Origin of the sequence: Collinsella sp. LCP19S3_A6 (genome assembly GCF_052122015.1) — a bacterium.
Classification (GTDB): domain Bacteria; phylum Actinomycetota; class Coriobacteriia; order Coriobacteriales; family Coriobacteriaceae; genus Collinsella.
Genome location: NZ_JBQKDD010000009.1, coordinates 1 through 19,667 on the forward strand (window position 1 = coordinate 1; position 19,667 = coordinate 19,667).

Here is a 19,667-nt window from a genome sequence, read left to right on the forward strand (position 1 = left end):
CGGTGAGCCCGGCGCCGCGAAGCGCCCTGGCCCTCTCCACCATTCTCCTACTGTATGCCATGCGGACTCCGTTCCGGACCTCAACGGTCCAACTTTTTGTCCGCAGTCCCGCCGATACTCTGGGATGCGCTTTCCGCTAGGGTCTTCAGCCGGAAAGCGCATCCCAGAATTCGACCAAATTGTGGGTCGCACTTTCCGGAGCTAAGCGGCAGTTCGCAAAAAAACGGGTGCAGACCGAAGTCCGCACCCGTAAGCGCTGTTTACTTGCGCATCAAGCCGCCGCGCTCGTCGATGGCATCCCAGAAGGCATCGGCAAAGCGGGGATCGCTTGCGGCCATAAGGGCGTTGGTGGCCATCCAGCCAGAAGGCGTGCCGGTGTCGTAGCCCGACAGAGGATCGATGACGACGGCGTACATGGCCTCGCGGTCGAGCGAACGGGCCATGGCGTCGGTCAGCTGGATCTCGCCGCCCTTGCCGGCCTGCTGGTCGGCAAGCAGCTCCATGACCAGCGGGCTCAGCAGATAGCGTCCGACGATGTAAAGGTTAGAAGGCGCAGCCTCGGGAGCAGGCTTCTCCACCAAGCCGCCGATACGCCACACGGCGCCCGGCTCGGCATCGCCAACGCCCTCAGCGCCCTCGAGGGAGCCCACGCGCTCGCCGGCGATAACGCCATAGCGGCTGACCTCCTCGGGAGCACACGCGGCAACAGCGATAACCGAAGCGCCGCCATGCTCCTTGGAAACGGCAAGCATCTTGTCGCAAATGTCATGGTTGGGCACAACGTAGTCGCCCAGAAGAACCAGGAAGTTCTCCCCCGCCACAGCATCGGCCGCCGAGCGAATGGCATGGCCGAGGCCCTTGGGCTCGTACTGATAACGGAAGTCGACCGGCATACCGCCTGCGTGGGCAACGGCATCGGCATATGCATCTTTGCCGCGCTCGCGCAGCAGGTTCTCGAGCGAACGATCGGGCTGGAAGTAGTTCAACAGCTCGGGCTTGCCAGGAGAGGTGACGATGATAGCATCATCGACCTCCTCGGGAGCGAGCGCCTCCTCAACGACGTACTGGATAACCGGCTTGTCGAGAACCGGCAGCATCTCTTTGGGCGTGCACTTAGTGCCAGGCAGAAAACGCGTGCCTAGACCGGCGGCGGGGATGATTGCCTTCATATTATTCAAGGATCCTTTCGCAGGCGCAAAGCGCCCCAAGCGTGCGGCACGGCGGCCGCAGACCAAATTGCGATACCGAAGTATCTTACCGCCGGAGACATACGTCGCCGTAAGGCAAACGCAATTCTTCAGCAGGTCAACGCAAATTATTGCTCGAATGGTGCAATTTTATGCCCCAGCGGTAACGGGATTGGCACGGCGAAGACAGCGGTGTTCTGCGTGCCGAGCAATGGGAATGAGGGGGCAAAACAAAAAAGACGGGGCTCGCAATGCGAACCCCGTCTGCAAAGAAATCTGGCGAGAAAGCCTGATTACTTGAGGGTGACAGCAGCGCCAGCAGCCTCGAGCTTCTCCTTGGCAGCCTCGGCGTCCTCCTTCTTGGCGCCCTCGAGAACAGCCTTGGGAGCGCTCTCGACGACCTCCTTGGCCTCCTTCAGGCCAAGGTTGGTGAGCTCACGGACGGCCTTGATGACCTGGATCTTGTTGTCGCCGAAGCCCTCGAGCACGACGTCAAACTCGGTCTTCTCCTCGGCCTCAGCAGCGCCAGCAGCGGGAGCGGCGACAACAGCGGCAGGAGCAGCGGCGGAAACGCCGAAGGTGTCCTCGATAGCCTTAACGAGCTCGGAAGCCTCGAGAAGGGTCATTTCCTTAAGAGCATCGATGATCTCATCGGTGGTAAGCTTAGCCATTTCTAAGTCCTTTCGGTTTCCGTGTCTGTGCACGGAGATCAGTTAAAACACGGCGCGAATGCGCCAGGGGTGCGGCGTTGCCGCCGCGGGTGAAAACAGCGACTAGGCTGCCTTCTGCTCGGAGACCTGCTGGATCGAACGAGCGAGACCAGAGGAAACGCCGTTGACGCAGACAGCGATGTCGCGAGCGAAACCGGAGATGAGACCGGCGATCTGGCCGAGAAGCTGGTCCTTGGTGGGCAGCTCGGCGATAGCCTTAACATCATCAGCGGAAACGGCCTTGCCGTCGGAGATACCGCCCTTGATCTCAAGGACGCCCTTGGACTTAGCGGAGAAGTCCTTAAGGGTCTTAGCGGCCTCGACCGGCTCGGTCTCGTAGAACACATAAGCGACGGGGCCGGCGAGGATCTCGTCGAGCTCGGGCTGCTCCTGGTTCTTGAGAGCGATCTTGACCAGGTTGTTCTTGTAGACCTTCATCTCGGCGCCGCACTCGCGAAGCTGATGACGCAGCTCCTGAGCCTGCTTAACCGTCAGACCGTTGTAGTTGACGACGAACAGACCGGCATTCTCGGCGATACGGGACTCGATCTCTGCAACCTTGTCGATTTTGTACTGCTGGGGCATGAATTACACCTCCTCGAATTCTTTCCGGGCACGGTCCGCCACAAGGACGTGACGGGGGCATGTCCAAAAAGAAAGCCCCCGCGCTGCATGAGCGACGGGGGCGAGAAGACATATCTACTCGACCACCTCGGCTGGCGGGATATCCCATTAAGCTCGCGGGCAATGCCCGTTTGCACCGGCTGTCTCTGGCAGCGGATTCGTGCGTGAACCGAAAGTATTATGGCGGGGACCCCGGCTTCGGTCAACGGCAACCCTGGCTGCACACAATTCCACCATCTCGGTCGCGCCGCCAAAGGCCAGGCGCAAGCTTTTCGCTCGGTCAGGTCCTGGGCTCGCACGAAGAGCACATTTAGTGCTCTTCGGCTCGTGCGGAATCTACGAAAAGCTTGCGCCTGGCCTTTGGCGGCGCGACCTGTGTTGACTTTGGGGCAGCCAGGGTTGCCGTTGGCCGACGCGCCCCACTCACAATCCTTATGTCGGTGGGCTGATGTGTTGCATCCCTGAGGACTACAAAGTCGAAATGAAGGTGGACAGGCGGCGGAGGCCTTCGTCCAGATCTTGGTCGGAGACGCAGTAGCTTAAGCGGACGTGGCCTTCGGTGCCGAAGCAGTCTCCGGGGACTAGGGCTACGTTGGCTTCTTTGATGGCTTTGATGCAGAAGTCTTCGCTTGTTAGGCCGAATTGTTTGATGCTGGGGAAAGCGTAGAAGGCGCCGGCTGGTTCCACTACGTCGAGGCCCATGGTGTCTAAGGCTGCGAGCACGCGTTCGCGGCGAGCTCGGTAGACTTTGAGCATGGGGGTTGGGTCGACGGTCAGGGCTCGGGCTGCGGCGTCCATCTCAAAGGAGACGGCGCTTGATACTAGGTATTGGTGAGCTTTTGCGATCTCGGCGATGACGGGGGCTGCAGCTGCGAGCCAGCCCAAGCGCCAGCCGGTCATAGCCCATGGCTTGGAGAAGCTCTCGATGACCACCGTCTGCTCGCGTAGCTCCGGGTGGCGCTGGGCAAAGCGCTCATAGCCATCCACATAGACCAGGCGGTTATATACGTCGTCGCAGATTACGTAGATGCCCGCTTGCTCTGCCACGTGTGCCACGGCGTCGAGCGATGCCGCGTCGAGGATACAGCCCGTAGGATTGTTGGGCGTGCAGATGACGATGGCCTTAGTCGCCGGCGTCACGCAGGCGCGAAGCGCTTCCTCGTCAATCTGAAATTGCGCGGGCTCCGTATCCAAAAAGAGCGCTTTGGCGTGGTTGGCCACGACGATGCTCTCGTACAGGCCAAAGGCCGGCGTGGGGATAATAACCTCGTCGCCGGGGTTGAGCATGGCCATAAATGTTGCCGACAGGGCCTCGGTCGCGCCGTCGGTCAGGATGACCTCGTCGGCCGAAAACGTAAGGCCCGCGTCTCCCATGTAGGTAGACAGCGCCTCGCGCAGGGCGGGGCGACCGTTGTTGGGCGGATAGTGCGTGTCGCCGCGGCCCAGCGCGGCGGTCACCTCGGCGCTAATCACATCGGGCGTGGGAAAATCGGGCTCGCCAAGCGCGAGCGCGATGCACCCCGGGTGCTGGGCGGCGAGTGCGTTGATCCGGCGAATGCCGGAGGGCTTGAGCGTGGCAAGCGAGGTGTTCATGGGCAGTCGCATGGCATTCCTTTCGTAAGGGTTGCACTAGGATAGCGCGCCCGCGCGCCACCAGACGGTGTAACCTAAACGGAAACCAACCGGAAAGGAGGCGGCATGGAGACAACTGCACGCGGCGATGTACCAAAAACGTTGCAAACCATTGCGTATATCAGTATTCCCGAGAGCGCCGATCTTGAGTTTTTGCTTTGGGACCTGCAGGATGCCATCGCCGCCTATGTTCAGCTTTCCGGCACCGCGCTCCCCCGTTCGGTCGATTTGGAGGCGGATGATGCCGGTGTTGTCGATGGCATGGTGTTCACTGTTGATGATGCATTTGATGATGAGGCGATGATCGCTGTCGAGCAGGTGCTCGATCGCTTCGGGGATACAGAGACACGCGTCTATGTCGTCGTCCAGGCCCTGTCAAAAAACAACAAGCAGGCGGACGAAGTCCTCGACCACCTGTACCGGGCATGTATTCTACGTGACCTGCCATGGTGCGGTGGCGTTGTCATCTGCGCCGGCAGCGGTATTGCGGCGCTTCGCCACTCCCCGCGTATGGGCCTCTTACGCCGGCCATTTTCCGAAGCGATGGATAAGCTTGTAGGCGCCGTACGCATGGGCTGCTCCATAGAGCATGCGCAGCTGCTTGGCGGCGGCGATGCCGACAGTGTCGATGCCGACGGCATGGTGCGCGCCAAGCCCGCCGTGCCCGCACCAATCTGGCATGCCATCATCAAACGCCTCGGCGCCCATGCTCAATAAAGGATCTAGATTACCGTGCGATCCAGTCAACTGCCCCGCGCCAGCGCTCGACAAGCCGCTCCAGGCGCCAGGCCGCGTTAGCGGGACTAGTTGACGGCAATACGACAGCGGGCAGACCCGTCCGCTCCTGTAGATAGCGCTTATAAAGGCGCCCCGCCGTACCTCCGTTGCATACCACCCGCTCGATGGGCACAGCTCCAGTGATGCGTTCGATATATGCCGGCACAACGTTTTTGATGCTCGCGTCGCTCGACCCCTTAATGTCGCAGCTCTCGACCACATCCCACAGGGCCACACCACCGTTCAGAAGCATGGATCGCTTGGCGGCAATAGAGGCGTCGAGCGTCGCGGGCTCGCCGCCCACCAAAGGGTCGCCCTCGTTGGGTGGTGCAGGCACACCAAGGCACGCGGCCATCACGCGCCAAAAGCGATTCTGAGGGTTGCCGTAATAAAAGGCATTGGCGCGCGAAAGCACCGAGGGAAACGACCCGAGCACCAAAACGCGCGAGCGCTGGTCGAACACGGGCTCAAACCCATGCTCAATATGTTGATAGCCCTCGTCTGACGCCGCCATGACCTAGGCCCTCAACAGATAGCGCACCTCGTAGGGCGCAAGTTCAAGCGCACCCGTCAGCTCGACCGTGGGTGCATCGTCGGCAAGTAGGTCGACGAAGGAACCGTTGAGTTCGCCGGCTCCAAAGGTATAAGGCTCGTTCACGGCATTGACCGCCACGAGCACCGTCGCGTCGTCGCAGGCGCGCTCGAACAGCAGCTGTTTGTTCTGAATCACCACGTTGCGGTACGCGCCGTAGCTGAGAGCGCGTGCCGCCGCGTCGTCGGCCGAGCGCAGGTGCGTAAGCTGTGTGATGAACGCCGTCAGCTCGTTGGGCGCAGGCTCATCGAGCGCAGGGCGCAGCGCCCAGTCGCCATCGGGGCCGCCCTTTTCGCCAGCAATTCCCCACTCGCTGCCATAGTAGATGCACGGGATGCCCGGCATACCAAAGAGCATGCCATAGGCGGGACGCAGACAGGACTTGTCGGTGAGGATGCTCGCCAGGCGTGGCACATCGTGGTTGTCGACAAACGACAGCAGGTGCTTGCCGCGGTAGATGCACCACGGGTCGCCGCCAAACTGACGGTGCAGCGAGTGGGCGATCTCGAACATGTTGATCGAGTTAAAGCTGGAGTACAGTCCCTTGTAACACTCGTAGTTGGTGCAGGAGTCGAGCATCTCGTCGTTGACGATCTGGTTGTAGTCGCCGTGGAGCGTCTCGCCGATCAGCACAAAATCGGGCTTGAGCTCACGGGCAAAGGCGTGCAGGCGGCGCATAAAGTCGCGGTCGAGCATATAGGCGACGTCCAGGCGCAGACCGTCGACGCCAAAGACATCGGCCCAACGGCGCACGGACTCGAGCAGGTAATCGACCACGGCGGGGTTTTGCAGGTTAAGCTTCACGAGCTCAAAATGGCCTTCCCAGCCCTCGTACCAAAAGCCGTCGCCGTAGCACGAGTCGCCGTCAAAGCTGATGTGGAACCAGTCCTTGTAGGGCGAGTCCCACTTGCGCTCCTGCACATCGCGGAAGGCCCAAAAGCCGCGACCGACGTGGTTGAAGACGGCGTCGAGCACCACGCGGATGCCGTGGGCATGCAGCGTCTCGCACACGGCGGCAAAGTCGGCATCCCCACCCAGGCGACGGTCGATGTGGCGCAGGCTGCGCGTGTCGTAGCCATGGCTATCGGACTCGAGCGGTGGGTTGATGAGCACAGCGCCAATACCTAGTTCCTGCAGGTAGTCGGCCCATTGGGCGATTTTCATGATGGGGGCATCGGGGTTGGGCGCGTCGTTGGCGGCCTGGGCAAGCTCATCCTCGGCAACGGGCGCGGCGTTTTCGCGCGGAGCTCCGCAAAAGCCCAGCGGATAGATCTGATAGAACGTCGTCTCGTATGCCCACATAGCAGCCTCCCGGTAAGCTCAACACAACGACATCCATTGTATGCCCAGCTTGCATCCTCTTCCCCAAAATAAGTTGCGGTGGAATAGTTCCTGCTTGGGCCTTCAGAGGCCTTAAACAGGAACTATTCCACCGCAACTGATGAGGGAACGTGATTAGGCGACGGGCTTGGCGCGACGGATGGCCGGGAACATCACCGTGATGGCGAGGATGACGCCCACGACGGCAATCGCCCCGCCCACGAAGCCGATCCAGGCGATACCGGGACCCGAAACCACGGCGCCGCCGATCGCGGTGCCCGTGCCGATACCCAGATTAAACAGGCCCGAGAAGATCGACATGGCGACAGCCGACGAATCCGCGGGCGTGTACTTGATAAGCTCGGCCTGGAATGCCACGTTAAAGGCCGTGGCGCAGCAGCCCCACAGCACGCAGACAGCAAGCACTGCTGCGAGCGACGATGCGGCCGGACCCATGAGCAGCAGGGCCGCTGGCACGCCGGAGAGCGTGATAGCCAAAAACGGGAAGCGGTGCCCGTCGAACAGGCGGCCAAACAGCCAGCTGCCCACCAGACCGGAGCAGCCAAACGCCGTCAGCGTCATGGTAATGGCGCCCGCGTCGACGTGCGCGACCTGCGCCAGGAAGGGCTCGATATAGCTGTAGCCTGTGTAATAGCCGGTCGCCATAAAAACCGTGACCGCGTAGAGCGCGATGAGGAACGGGTTCTTGAGCAGCTCGGGCAGCTGTTTAACGGCAAAGCGCTCACCCGCCGGCATGGCCGGGAACACCGCTGCCTGGTACACCACCGCGGCGGCAGAAAAGGCCCCGACCACGGCAAACGTCATGCGCCAGCTCACGGCCAGGCCGATGGCGCGGCCGATCGGCAGGCCAAAGATCTGTGCGATGGACGAGCCCGTGGCGATCATGCTGATGGCGAGCGCCCCGTGACGGGCGTCGACCAGGCGCGAGGCCATAATCGAGGCGACCGACCAGAACACGGCATGTGCGCAAGCGACCACCAGGCGTGCGCAGACTAAAATAGGATAGGTGGGCGCCACGGCGGACAGGAACTGACCCAGAGAGAACACGGCGAGCACGCCGAGCAGCATACGCTTGAACTCAAAGCGCGAGGCAAACACCATAAGCGGCAGCGACAGCAGCATGACGCCCCAGGCGTAGACCGAAATCATGATGCCTGCCTGGGCCTCGGTGAGCGAGAACGATACGGCAATATCAGTCAGAAGGCCGATGGGCATGAACTCCGATGTGTTGAACACGAACGCGCAGCAGGCGAGCCCGATAAGCGGGAGCCACTGCTTGAGCGAGATGCCATCTTGTCTTGCCTGAGTCATGTAGGAAACCTCTCCGATTGTCTTGGGCGGTGGGCGATTATATAGCAACGGCCCCGCATCCGTCAGTACAGATGCGGGGCCGCAATCAACTCAATACACAGAGGTTGCGCCGTCAATAAATAGCTAAGCCAACCCCAGCAATATGCCCGCCGAATGCACGACAAACGCCACAATCCAGGCGACCATCACCTGAAACGCGAACACGGCAACGGCATAGCGCGCGCCCAACTCGCTCTTGACGGCACCGATTGCCGCCACGCAGGGCGGGTACAGCAGCGTAAAGACCAAGAACACGTAGGCGGTAAACGGCGAAAACATGGTCGACAGCGCCGCGGGTGACGTTGCATCCAAAAGCACGGTGAGGGTCGAGATGACGCTCTCCTTGGCGATAAGTCCGGTGACGAGCGCCGTGGATGCACGCCAGTCGCCAAAGCCAAGCGGCGCCAACGCCGGCGCGATGATGCTACCCAGACCGGCAAGTAGACTCTGCGACTGATCGGCGACCACATTAAAGCGGATGTCAAACGTCTGGAGGAACCAGATGACCACGGTGGCGGCAAAGATGATGGTAAAGGCCTTGGTAATAAAGTCCTTGGCCTTATCCCACGCCAGCATCACCGTCGTCTTGATGCTCGGCAGGCGGTAGTTGGGAAGCTCCATGATAAACGGCACCGGGTCGCCCTTAAATGCCGTGCGGTTGAGCACCAATGCCGCGATGCAACCGACCGCAATGCCAATCAGATAGAGCGAGACCATGGCGGGGACCGTCGCCTGCGGGAAGAATACTCCGCACAGCAAGCCGTAAACCGGCAGCTTGGCCGAGCAGCTCATAAACGGCGTGAGCATGACCGTCATCTTGCGATCATGCTCGGATGGGAGTGTACGGGTCGACATGATAGCCGGCACGGTGCAGCCAAAACCGACGAGCATGGGCACGAAGCTGCGGCCCGACAGGCCAAAGCGACGCAGCACCTTATCCATGACAAAGGCCACGCGCGCCATGTAGCCGGAGTCTTCCAGAATGGAGAGGAACAAGAAGAGCACGACGATAATCGGCAGGAAGGACAGCACGCTACCCACGCCCGTAAGCACGCCGTCGACAGCCAGCGAGCGCACCACGTCGTTGGTTCCAAACGCCTTGAGACCCGCATCGGCCGAGGCGATGATGGCAGCGATGCCGTCCTCCATAAGTCCCTGCAACGCCGCGCCAATCACGCCAAACGTCAGCCAAAAGACGAGGCCCATGATCACCAGAAACGCCGGGATGGCCGTGTAGCGGCCCGTCAGGATGCGGTCGATCTTGACGGAGCGCACGTGTTCGCGGCTCTCGTGCGGCTTCACCACGCAGCGCCCACACACGTCGCCGATAAAGCTAAAGCGCATATCGGCCAGCGCGGACAGGCGGTCGGTGCCAGCCTCGCCCTCCATCTGGGTAATGATGTGCTCGATAGCGTCAAGTTCGTTGCGATCCAGGTGAAGTGCCTCGGTCACCAGCTCGTCGTCCTCAACCAGCTTGGTCGCCGCAAAACGCACCGGAATGCGGGCCGTCACGGCATGGTCCTCGATCAGGTTGGCAATGCCGTGGATGCAGCGATGCAGCGCGCCGCCGTCCGGGCCATCGGGCGCGCAGAAGTCCAGGCGACCCGGGCGCTCGCGGAACCGCGCCACATGCAGAGCGTGATCCACCAGCTCGCCGATACCCTCGTTGCGGGCAGCGCTAATGGGGACAACAGGCACGCCCAACAGGCTCTCGAGCAGGTTGACATCCACGGCGCCGCCGTTGGCCGTCACCTCGTCCATCATGTTGAGCGCGATGACCATGGGGCAGTCGAGCTCCATAAGCTGCAGCGTCAGGTAGAGGTTGCGCTCGATATTGGTGGCATCGATGATGTCGATGATGGCGTCGGGATGCTCGTCAAGGATGAATTGACGGCTGACAATCTCCTCGCCCGTGTACGGCGACAACGAATAAATACCGGGCAGGTCGGTAACGCTCGCCTCGGGATGGTTACGGACAGTACCGTCCTTGCGGTCGACCGTCACGCCGGGAAAGTTACCAACATGTTGGTTGGAACCCGTCAGCTGGTTGAACAGCGTGGTCTTGCCGCAATTTTGGTTGCCGGCGAGGGCAAAGTGCAGCGGCGCGCCCTCGGGCACGGCCGTTTTTGCCGCGCGGGGCGAATACGTCCCCTCACCGAGCGCCGGGTGCTCCGTCGTGCCGATTGCGGCGTTAACGCGCGGGCTCGTATCGGTGTCGTGAATACCCACGAGCTCAATGCGAGCAGCATCGTCTTTGCGCAGCGTCAACTCGTAGCCACGCAGGCGAATCTCGAGCGGGTCGCCCATGGGGGCGTACTTCATCATGGTGACTTCGGTGCCCGGCGTTAAGCCCATGTCCAAAATATGCTGTCGGAGTGCCTGATCGTCCGATGCCACCGATGCGACAACGGCGTCCTTTCCAATCTCGAGTGTATCGAGCTTCACGTCCGTGTTCCTCCCCCGACGCCCACAGGGCGTTGCATTTATGTTCACCATTGCTAACCGTTTGCCATGGCTAACCAATTTTAACCATGCATGATAGCGCGAACATGCAGCGACGTTCAATCAACAGATTGTTGCAATGGGGATTCCGGGCCCCAGTTTTCCAGACGAGTCTGCTGCGGAAACTGCATCCCACTACTCAGGCGAATTCCGGTCCCCGATTTCCCGATGGGTCCTCTCGGGGAAACCGCGTCCCACTCTGAAGCTGGGACTGCGGACAAAACTGGGACGCGGTTTCCGGTCCGGGCATCAAAACGAAGCTGCGGTGGAATAGTTCCTGCTTGGGGCTTTAACCAGCAAAAACAGGAACTATTTCACCGCAAGTTATGAGGGACGGGAGGGACTGGCCCTCTTACTCTTACAGATGGCGCTCCAGGAAGCGGAAGGCTAGGCGAATCCAAGGGCGAACCGCCACCTGTTTGTCCTCGTTGTCGACCGCGGTATTGGCATTGCCGAGCGAAAGGCCGTGACCGCCTTGGTCAAAGACGTGCATCTCGCAAGCGACGCCCTCCTCGGCCATGCGCTGAGCAAACGGATAGACCTGCTCGATCGGCGCCGTTTTGTCATCGGACACGCCCCACACAAAGGTCGGCGGCATCTGACGCGAAACATGCGTGGTAGGGCAGATATCGGCCAGGTGCTCTTCGGTGGCCTCGCCACCCGTCACCATCGACAGGTAGTCGTTGAGCAAATCGCGTCCCGTCTTGCCACCTGTCTTGGGCACGCGCAAGTCGATGCGCGGATCGCGCGTCTGCATGTCGCGGACATAGGCAAAGTCGAGCAATGGATAGCCCAGCACCACGGCATCGGGACGAATGTCGTCCGGACGCGCCCCGGCAAGTGCCGCGAAGGGACCGGTCTTCCATTGCGTTGCCAGCGAGGCGCAAATCATGCCGCCCGCCGAAAAGCCCACAACGCACACGCGCTTGGGATCGACATGCCACTCGTCGGCATTCGCACGAACCGTGGCGACCATCTTGGCAAGATCTGCCTGGGGGTGCGGAAAGCTCACGTCACCCGTGCCACTCGTGACATAGTTGAGAACAAAGGCCTGGTACCCGTGATCCAAAAAGGCAAACGCCACCGGATCTTGCTCATGCGGGGCGATGTGCGTAAACGCGCCTCCGCCGCAGATGATCACTGCCGGGCGACGACCATTGGGCTTGCCGGGCAGCGGTTCGGCCCCCATATAGGTAAACGTCGCCGGATATTCCTCAGTCGGCTCCTCGCCCCACAGCGCATGGCTCTCGACGATCATATATGCTCCCTTCGCGCGATTCGTGCGCACGTTATGTATCGCCTTCAAGCGTACCCCACTTGGACGCACGGCATCGAAACGTATCCGCAATAAGTTTCCCTTCAACTGATATATCACATAATCCCAGCTCAGGGCCGTCGTTGAGCAGCGTAAAATAGGGACGCTGACCGAGCCGGTAAACACACACGAAACGTTTCCGGCAAAACTACGCGTGCGCCACATGCGCACTTGATACGTTGGAGGCATCTATGGGTCTGCTCGATTCGCTCAAGTCCACGTTCAACTCGTCGGGCGAGGCGTCCGTACCGCCCGCAGCAAGCTTCGCCACCCGCGAAGGCGTCATCTACGCTCCCGTTAACGGTGTGCTCGTCAATCTAAACGAGGTTCCCGACGAGACCATCGCCTCGGGTATGCTCGGCCAGGGCTACGGCATCGAGCCCATCACCGGCACCATCTATGCGCCCGCTAACGGCCGCATCGGCGCCACCACCGTCACCAACCACTCTATTGGCATGATCACCGAGGACGGCCTTCGCGTGTTCATCCATGTCGGCCTGGGCACCGTACAAATGAACGGCAAGGGTTTTGCCCGCTTTGTCGAGATGGGCGATGTGGTCAAGGCAGGCCAGCCGCTCATCAGTTTCGACCGCGATGCCATTAAGGCCGCTGGCCACGAGGACATCGTGACCGTCATCATCTCCGAGCTCGATCGTCTTAAGAGCATCGACCATGTCGGCGAGTCTGGAACGCTTATCGGCGGCAACCCGCTCGTCAAGCTGGGCGACCCGCTGCTGGTGGCTAAGACCAAGTAACGAGTCCTGCGCCGTACAGCCAATAGGCAACACGCAAGCGCCCACGACCATCTGGCCGCGGGCGCTTTTCGTTTGAAAACCGTCCCGTCAATGCCTTATCTGTATAGCCCAAATGAGCCGAGCTGCTAGAATATCGAACTATATGGATAACTATCATTCAACCGTTATGGGAGGATACGTGAACCGCACCAAAATCGCGCAGCTCTATGCCGATGCCGAGTCGCTCGGCGGCAAGACCGTCACTGTCGCCGGCTGGGTCAAGTCCGTCCGCGACATGAAGAACTTTGGCTTCGTCACGCTCAACGACGGCAGCTGCTTCCGCGACCTGCAGGTCGTCATGAACCGCGAAACGCTCGGCAACTACGACGAGATCGCCCACCAAAACGTCTCGGCTGCACTCATTTGCACCGGCACCGTCAAGCTGACCCCCGATGCGCCCCAGCCTTTCGAGCTTTCTGCCACCTCCATCGAGGTAGAGGGCACGAGCGCCCCGGACTACCCGCTGCAGAAGAAGCGCGCAACCGTCGAGTTCCTGCGTACCCAGCAGCACCTGCGCCCGCGCACCAACCTGTTCCGTGCCGTGTTCCGCATCCGCTCTGTCGCGGCTGCCGCCATCCACCGCTTCTTCCAAGAGCAGGGCTTTGTCTACGTCAACACCCCCATCATCACCACGAGTGACTGCGAGGGCGCCGGCGAGATGTTCCGCGTGACCACGCTCGACCCCAAAAATCCGCCTCTCACCGAGTCCGGAGAGGTCGACTGGAGCCAGGACTTCTTTGGCAAGCACGCAAGCCTTACCGTGTCCGGCCAGCTCAATGCCGAGAACTTTGCCATGGCCTTTGGCGACGTGTACACCTTTGGCCCCACCTTCCGCGCCGAAAACTCCAACACCACGCGCCACGCCGCCGAGTTTTGGATGATTGAGCCCGAGATGGCCTTTGCCGACCTGAACGACTACATGGATAACGCCGAGGCCATGCTCAAGTACGTTCTTAAGGACGTTATGGCCACTTGCCCCGACGAGCTCAACATGCTCAACAAGTTTGTGGACAAGGGCCTGATCGAGCGCCTGAACCACGTGGCAAACTCCGACTTTGCCCGCGTCACCTACACCGAGGCCGTCGAGATCCTGGAGCAGGCCGTCGCCGCCGGTCACAAGTTTGACTATCCTGTCAGCTGGGGCGTTGACCTGCAGACCGAGCACGAGCGCTTCCTGACCGAGGAGCACTTTAAGCGCCCGACCTTCGTGACCGACTACCCGGCAGAGATCAAGGCCTTCTACATGCGCATGAACGATGACGGCAAGACCGTCGCCGCCGCCGACTGCCTGGTTCCCGGTATCGGCGAGATTATCGGCGGCTCCCAGCGCGAGGAGCGCCTGGATCTTCTCGAGGCCCGCATCAAGGACCTGGGCATGGCCCCCGAGCAGTACAAGTACTACCTTGACCTGCGCCGCTATGGCTCCTGCAAACACGCCGGCTATGGCCTGGGCTTCGAGCGTTTGGTCATGTACCTGACGGGTGTGGGCAACATCCGCGACGTCCTTCCGCACCCCCGCACCGTGGGCAACGCCGATTTCTAATCGCCACAGCTCCGTCCCGCGCGTTACAGCGTGTCGCACCAGCGCCTCTCGGCAAGCCGAGGGGCGCTTTTTTCAACAGCATCCGTCAGGCTTTTGTCAAGCTTTTGGTCAGCTGATCAGGGCTGTTGAAAAATCGATCCGCCGCTTGCCGACGACTACCGACCACCCAGAGTGCCCTGCGCCCCTAAGCAAACCCCGTGTCCTAGGCTCCGTACCGTCATCACCCAAAAACGGAAAGGACGTGAACGCAATGGCCAAACCCGCTGTTGAGAACTACGAGGCCACGACCAGGGGTGCTGCTTCCATGGCAGCCTATCGCGCTGTGCGCATCCTGCAACTCTTAAGCGAGCATACCGGTGAGGACAAAGCGCTTCCTCCCGATGAGCTGATCGAGCGCCTCGCCCATCCCGACGACCCCGCTCGCATGCCCATCTCGGCAGCGCGGCGCAGCATCCATACCGCGATTTCCGCCCTGCGACATGCCGGATACGAGATTGAGTACAAGCGCGGCGCGGGTTACCGACTTCTCACCCGACCGCTCTCCGACGAGGAAATCATTCGACTCCATGGCATGGTCATGCGCAACCGCTCCACACCCATCGCGACCAGGAAAAGCATAGCGCGCCATCTGGTCGCCATGGCAAGCGCCGACGTTCGCGGCTACCTCGATACGTCCGAGCCGGCACCAAGCGCAGAGGGCAAACCCGCCAAGACCACGCGACCGCCCGCCAAACGCATCGATACCTGCGAGCTCATCGAGCGGGCCATCGACCACGGAACCACGGTGAGCTTTGACATTTCAAGCGTCACGACACATGACAAGATCGAAGTGACGAGGATGACCGTTCGGCCTTTTGCCATCAAACAGCGAGACGGTGTCTCGTATCTGCTGGGAACGGTCGTCGACGGGCACGGCTCCGACGACACCCTACGCACCGTCGAGGTCGGCCGCATGAGAAACGTTAGCACGCGCCTGCTCGACGGCAAGAAGCTCTTTGCCGCGCTGGACGAGGGGGAGCGGCCCGCGCCCGCCGCCTAAGTCTTGCCGTTGCCCGCCGAATCCCCCGCCGTCCATCCGGTTCAGTATTAAAAAACCCGACAGGTTGTTGAAAAAATGGGCATCGGCGCTACTATAGACCCACTTGCACTTTGTTTGAGTGCAGTGTTTCCAGCAATTTCTATACTGGGGGTAATGACATGAACGACATCACCATCAGCCGCAGGAGCCTTCTGGTCTCCGCCGGCCTGCTCGCACTGGCCCCGCTCGCCGGATGCGGCGGCAACTCTGGTTCCGGCTCTGCAGCCGCCGGTTCCGACTACACCATCGGCGTTCTGCAGCTCACTGAGCACTCCGCGCTCGACGCCGCCAACGACGGCTTTGTCAAGGCCATCAAGAAGAGCGGACTCAAGGTCAAGATCGACCAGAAGAACGCCCAGAACGACCAGTCCACGTGTAAGTCCATCGCCGACAAGTTTGTGGGCGACAACGTCAACTTGATCTACGCCATCGCCACGCCTGCCGCACAGGCTGCCGCCGGCGCCACGGCCGATATCCCCATCGTGGGCTGCGCCATCACCGACTACGCCGCCTCCGGCCTGGTCCAGGACAACGACAAGCCCGGCACCAACGTCACCGGCGCCTCCGACCTCACCCCGGTCGCCGAGCAGCTCGAGATGATGCAGAAGGTCCTGCCCGACGTTAAAAAGGTCGGTCTGCTCTACTGCACCGCCGAGTCCAACTCCGACGTCCAGATCAAGGCCGCCAAGAAGGAACTCGACAAGCTGGGCCTGGAGTACACCGATTTCACCGTCTCGAGCTCCAACGAGATCCAGTCTGTCGTCGAGTCTGCCGTAGGCAAGGTCGACGCGCTCTACTCCCCCACTGACAACACTATCGCCGCGGGCGCTTCGCAGGTCGGTCAGATCTGCAAGGAGAACAAGCTTCCTTTTGTGACCGGCGAGGAGGGCATGTGCATGGCCGGCGGCCTGTTCACCCTTTCCATCAACTATGAGGACCTGGGCTACGCCGCGGGCGAGATGGCCGTTAAGATTCTGAAGGGCGAGGCCAAGCCCGAGGATATGCCGATCAAGCACCTCTCGAGCAAGGATCTGGTCGTCGTCAAGAACGACGAGATGGCCGAGGCCCTGGGCATCGACCTTTCCGCTCTAGACGAGTAGCGCCATGCGCGGTAACGCAGCTAGGCACGCGCTTGCGCCATAGCTGTGTTATTCAATATCTGAGTCATTGGGGCGAACGCTAAAGACCGGCGTTCGCCCTGCTTGTTTTTGGTAAAACAAAATGTCCGTCCGCTGCTCTTTTATGCATTGGTACCGCTATTATGGAAAATCACGTGTCCACCCTATCCTAGGAGGTATGAAGCATGCTCATTGCATTGCAGGGCGCCGTTTCGCAGGGTGTCCTCTGGGGCATTATGGTGCTTGGCGTGTTTATCACGTTCCGCCTGCTCGACATCCCCGATATGACCTGTGACGGCAGCTTTGCCCTCGGCGGCTGCGTCTGCGCCGTGCTCATCGTCAACAACAATGCCGACCCGTTGCTGGCCGTTTTGGCCGGCATGTGCGCCGGCGCCATTGCGGGCGCGGTCACGGGCATTCTGACCACCGTCTTTGAGATTCCCGCGATCCTCGCCGGAATCCTCACCCAGATCAGCCTGTGGTCCATCAACCTGCGCATCATGGGCAAATCCAACACGCCCATCCTTGCCAAGGGCACCGTGTTCTCGGCCGTCAGCAATATGACGGGCCTGCCGCAGTCCACCGTTGCCATCATCCTGGGCATCTTGCTCGCCGTTGCTATCGTTGCCATCCTGTATTGGTTCTTTGGCACCGAGATCGGCTCGGCGCTGCGCGCCACCGGCAACAACGAGTACATGATCCGTGCCCTGGGCGTCAACACCAACTCCACTAAGATGATCGCCCTCGTGCTCTCCAACGCCCTCATTGGCCTTTCGGGCGCGCTCATCTGCCAGAGCCAGAAGTACGCCGACATTGGCATGGGCACCGGCGCCATCGTTATCGGTCTCGCCGCCATTGTTATCGGCGAGGTGCTCGGCCGCCTGCTGCCCGGCGGTCTCACGCAGTTTAGCGTCCGTCTTGCCTCCGCCGTCTTTGGCTCCGTGGTGTACTTCCTCATCCGCGCCATCGTGCTGCAGCTGGGCATGGACGCCAACGACATGAAGCTGCTCTCCGCCGTGATTGTCGCCGTGGCCCTATGCGTGCCCGTGGTTTGGGAGCGCTATAAGCTCCGCAGCTCCTACACGAAGGGGGATGAGGCAGATGCTTAAGCTCTCGCACGTCAAGAAGACCTTTAACAAGGGCACCGTCACCGAAAAGCGCGCTCTTACCGGCGTCGACCTTACCCTCAACGATGGCGACTTTGTAACCGTGATTGGCGGCAACGGCGCCGGCAAGTCCACGCTGCTCAACATGATCGCCGGCGTGTATCCGCTCGATTCGGGCGTTATCGAGCTCGACGGCACCGACATCTCGCGTCTGAGCGAGTCGCAGCGTGCCAAGTACCTGGGCCGCGTGTTCCAGGACCCCATGCGCGGCACCGCAGCCGACATGCAAATTGCCGAGAACCTGGCACTCGCCAAGCGTCGCGGCCAGCGTCGCGGCCTTTCGTGGGGCGTCACCAAGGCCGAGAAGGACGAGTACGTCAAGCTGCTCAAACGCCTGGACCTTGGTCTGGACACGCGCCTCAACGCCAAGGTCGGCCTGCTCTCGGGCGGCCAGCGCCAGGCACTCACCCTGCTCATGGCCACGCTCAACAAGCCGCGCCTGCTGCTGCTCGACGAGCATACCGCGGCACTCGACCCCAAAACGGCCTCTAAGGTGCTCGATCTGACCGAGGAGATCGTCGACGAGAACCACCTGACCACGCTCATGGTCACGCATAACATGAACGACGCTATCCGTCTGGGCAATCGCCTGATCATGATGCACGAGGGCCACGTAATCTACGACGTGGCGGGCGATGAGAAGAAATCGCTCACCGTGGCCGACTTGCTTCAGAAGTTCGAGGAGGTCTCGGGCGGCGAGCTCGCCAACGACCGCATGCTGCTGAGCTAAACCTACCAAAAAGGGACAGGTTTATTTTGGCAGGTTTTATCTGCGCAGACGTCAAAACCGCCGCAAAGGGACAGACACCTTTGCGGCGGTTTTCGCATATTATGTCGATAATCCAGCGTCAGCAGGGACCACTGGTTAAGAACTAAGGAAACTGCCATGAGAGGATCTCTTCCTCGTCTTGCTTGACCGCCGCACTCCTTGCCGGCGTACTCGCCGGCGCCCCAGCTTACGCCACCGCGGACGCCCCATCTCAAGCTATCGGCCCGTCCGTTGTGATCGGACGGGCTTTTTGGTGGGTATCATGGTTGAACGATCATGAGGAGGTTTTCCCTACATGGAATTGTTTGAGCCGATTCTTCATTTCTTTGAGCAGCGATGGGTCCACAACATCATCTGGGCTGGCATCTTGGCGATAGGCACCGCCGTCGCCGCCAAAGTCGTTTCCAAGACGCTGCGTCACCTGCTCAACCGCGACGATAACCCGCTTCCGGCATCGAGTATCTTCATCAACATTGCGCGCGCCGTCATCTGGATGATTGGCGGCAGCTTTATCCTCGACAACTGCTTTGGCATTAACGCAAACGCGCTCGTCGCCGCTCTTGGCGTCGGCGGCATTGCCATCTCGCTCGGCTTTCAGGACACGCTGTCGAACCTTATCGGCGGCATGCAGGTGACCTTTATGGGCATCATCAAGCCCGGCGACAATATCGAGGTCGGCGGCGTGTCGGGCGTGGTCCAGGACATCACCTGGCGCCACACGACCATCGAGGATGCCTACGGGCAGACCATCATTGTGCCCAACTCCAACATCTCCAAGAACACGCTCGTGCATCTGATGCCCTTTGGACGTGTGGCCGTGCCCGTTGCCGTAAAGGACACGTCTAAATGGGCTTCCCTTGACGCGCTGGCAGACGAGCTCGTCAGCGCCACCAAAACGGCCGTCTCGCCCATCTCGGGCTTTGACCAGGAGCCCTACGTGCTCTTTAGCGAAATCGGCGACTTTGGCATCAAGGGCAAGATCATCTTTATCGTCAGCGACGACAGCACCACCTTCACGGCAGCCGACGCCTGCATCCGCGCCATCGCCCCCATCATCGCCCAAACCGCCACAAAGGGGACAGTGAACTACCTCCCATTTCTTTGACATCGGGAAATGGGAGGTTTTCATTCGTGGTACCATAGTTAATATAGTTGTTTAAACGACTAAG

The 19,667-nt window shown here is 60.7% G+C and carries 17 protein-coding genes; 8 read left to right on the plus strand and 9 right to left on the minus strand.

Annotation, left to right across the window (positions count from 1 at the left end; translation table 11 throughout):
* Positions 1 to 260 precede the first annotated feature (260 nt).
* The 4 genes from ACTQVX_RS06795 to ACTQVX_RS06810 form a co-directional block, all read right to left on the minus strand.
* Positions 261 to 1,169, minus strand: a complete 909-nt coding sequence (locus tag ACTQVX_RS06795) for a UTP--glucose-1-phosphate uridylyltransferase (RefSeq protein ID WP_154514705.1) — start codon at positions 1,167 to 1,169, stop codon at positions 261 to 263.
* A gap of 311 nt (positions 1,170 to 1,480) precedes the next feature.
* Positions 1,481 to 1,858 carry a 50S ribosomal protein L7/L12 gene (gene rplL, locus ACTQVX_RS06800; RefSeq protein WP_154514707.1) on the minus strand — a complete coding sequence of 126 codons (378 nt, stop codon included), beginning with the start codon at positions 1,856 to 1,858 and terminating at the stop codon, positions 1,481 to 1,483.
* 102 nt (positions 1,859 to 1,960) lie between these two features.
* On the minus strand, positions 1,961 to 2,482 hold the full coding sequence (gene rplJ, locus ACTQVX_RS06805; RefSeq protein WP_117646079.1) for a 50S ribosomal protein L10: 522 nt from the start codon (positions 2,480 to 2,482) through the stop codon (positions 1,961 to 1,963).
* A gap of 507 nt (positions 2,483 to 2,989) precedes the next feature.
* Positions 2,990 to 4,126, minus strand: coding sequence for a pyridoxal phosphate-dependent aminotransferase (locus ACTQVX_RS06810; RefSeq protein WP_441032176.1), 1,137 nt, complete (start codon positions 4,124 to 4,126; stop codon positions 2,990 to 2,992).
* 93 nt (positions 4,127 to 4,219) lie between these two features.
* Between ACTQVX_RS06810 and ACTQVX_RS06815 the strand changes: the two genes are divergently transcribed.
* Positions 4,220 to 4,870, plus strand: a complete 651-nt coding sequence (locus tag ACTQVX_RS06815) for a hypothetical protein (RefSeq protein ID WP_441032174.1) — start codon at positions 4,220 to 4,222, stop codon at positions 4,868 to 4,870.
* A 10-nt stretch (positions 4,871 to 4,880) separates the two neighbouring features.
* Here the strand turns inward: ACTQVX_RS06815 and ACTQVX_RS06820 are convergent, their stop codons facing one another.
* The 5 genes from ACTQVX_RS06820 to ACTQVX_RS06840 all read right to left on the minus strand — a co-directional run bounded on the left by ACTQVX_RS06820 (position 4,881) and on the right by ACTQVX_RS06840 (position 11,973).
* Positions 4,881 to 5,444, minus strand: coding sequence for a uracil-DNA glycosylase family protein (locus ACTQVX_RS06820; RefSeq protein WP_441032172.1), 564 nt, complete (start codon positions 5,442 to 5,444; stop codon positions 4,881 to 4,883).
* A gap of 3 nt (positions 5,445 to 5,447) precedes the next feature.
* Complete coding sequence (locus tag ACTQVX_RS06825; protein WP_441032170.1) at positions 5,448 to 6,824, minus strand: alpha-amylase family glycosyl hydrolase; 1,377 nt, start codon at positions 6,822 to 6,824, stop codon at positions 5,448 to 5,450.
* Between the two features lie 153 nt (positions 6,825 to 6,977).
* Positions 6,978 to 8,174, minus strand: coding sequence for an MFS transporter (locus ACTQVX_RS06830; protein ID WP_441032168.1), 1,197 nt, complete (start codon positions 8,172 to 8,174; stop codon positions 6,978 to 6,980).
* A 123-nt stretch (positions 8,175 to 8,297) separates the two neighbouring features.
* On the minus strand, positions 8,298 to 10,709 hold the full coding sequence (gene feoB, locus ACTQVX_RS06835; RefSeq protein WP_441560638.1) for a ferrous iron transport protein B: 2,412 nt from the start codon (positions 10,707 to 10,709) through the stop codon (positions 8,298 to 8,300).
* A 364-nt stretch (positions 10,710 to 11,073) separates the two neighbouring features.
* Positions 11,074 to 11,973 (minus strand): alpha/beta hydrolase, encoded by a 900-nt coding sequence (locus tag ACTQVX_RS06840; protein WP_441032164.1) that lies wholly within the window; start codon positions 11,971 to 11,973, stop codon positions 11,074 to 11,076.
* A 248-nt stretch (positions 11,974 to 12,221) separates the two neighbouring features.
* On the opposite strand from ACTQVX_RS06840, the gene ACTQVX_RS06845 reads away from it, so the two are divergent.
* The 7 genes from ACTQVX_RS06845 to ACTQVX_RS06875 all read left to right on the plus strand — a co-directional run bounded on the left by ACTQVX_RS06845 (position 12,222) and on the right by ACTQVX_RS06875 (position 19,603).
* On the plus strand, positions 12,222 to 12,785 hold the full coding sequence (locus tag ACTQVX_RS06845) for a PTS sugar transporter subunit IIA (protein WP_441032162.1): 564 nt from the start codon (positions 12,222 to 12,224) through the stop codon (positions 12,783 to 12,785).
* A 178-nt stretch (positions 12,786 to 12,963) separates the two neighbouring features.
* On the plus strand, positions 12,964 to 14,367 hold the full coding sequence (asnS, locus tag ACTQVX_RS06850) for an asparagine--tRNA ligase (protein ID WP_441032179.1): 1,404 nt from the start codon (positions 12,964 to 12,966) through the stop codon (positions 14,365 to 14,367).
* Positions 14,368 to 14,617: 250 nt separating this feature from the next.
* The gene (locus ACTQVX_RS06855) at positions 14,618 to 15,406 is read left to right on the plus strand and encodes a hypothetical protein (protein WP_427793561.1); all 789 of its coding nucleotides are present in this window, start codon (positions 14,618 to 14,620) and stop codon (positions 15,404 to 15,406) included.
* 158 nt (positions 15,407 to 15,564) lie between these two features.
* Entirely contained in the window at positions 15,565 to 16,545 is a 981-nt protein-coding gene (locus ACTQVX_RS06860) for an ABC transporter substrate-binding protein (protein ID WP_427718396.1), read from the plus strand.
* Positions 16,546 to 16,748: 203 nt separating this feature from the next.
* Entirely contained in the window at positions 16,749 to 17,672 is a 924-nt protein-coding gene (locus tag ACTQVX_RS06865) for an ABC transporter permease (RefSeq protein WP_427718394.1), read from the plus strand.
* Entirely contained in the window at positions 17,665 to 18,459 is a 795-nt protein-coding gene (locus tag ACTQVX_RS06870) for an ABC transporter ATP-binding protein (RefSeq protein WP_441032159.1), read from the plus strand. Before ACTQVX_RS06865 ends, ACTQVX_RS06870 begins: the two co-directional genes overlap by 8 nt.
* A gap of 334 nt (positions 18,460 to 18,793) precedes the next feature.
* Positions 18,794 to 19,603 (plus strand): mechanosensitive ion channel family protein, encoded by an 810-nt coding sequence (locus ACTQVX_RS06875; protein ID WP_441560641.1) that lies wholly within the window; start codon positions 18,794 to 18,796, stop codon positions 19,601 to 19,603.
* The last annotated feature ends 64 nt before the right edge of the window (positions 19,604 to 19,667 follow it).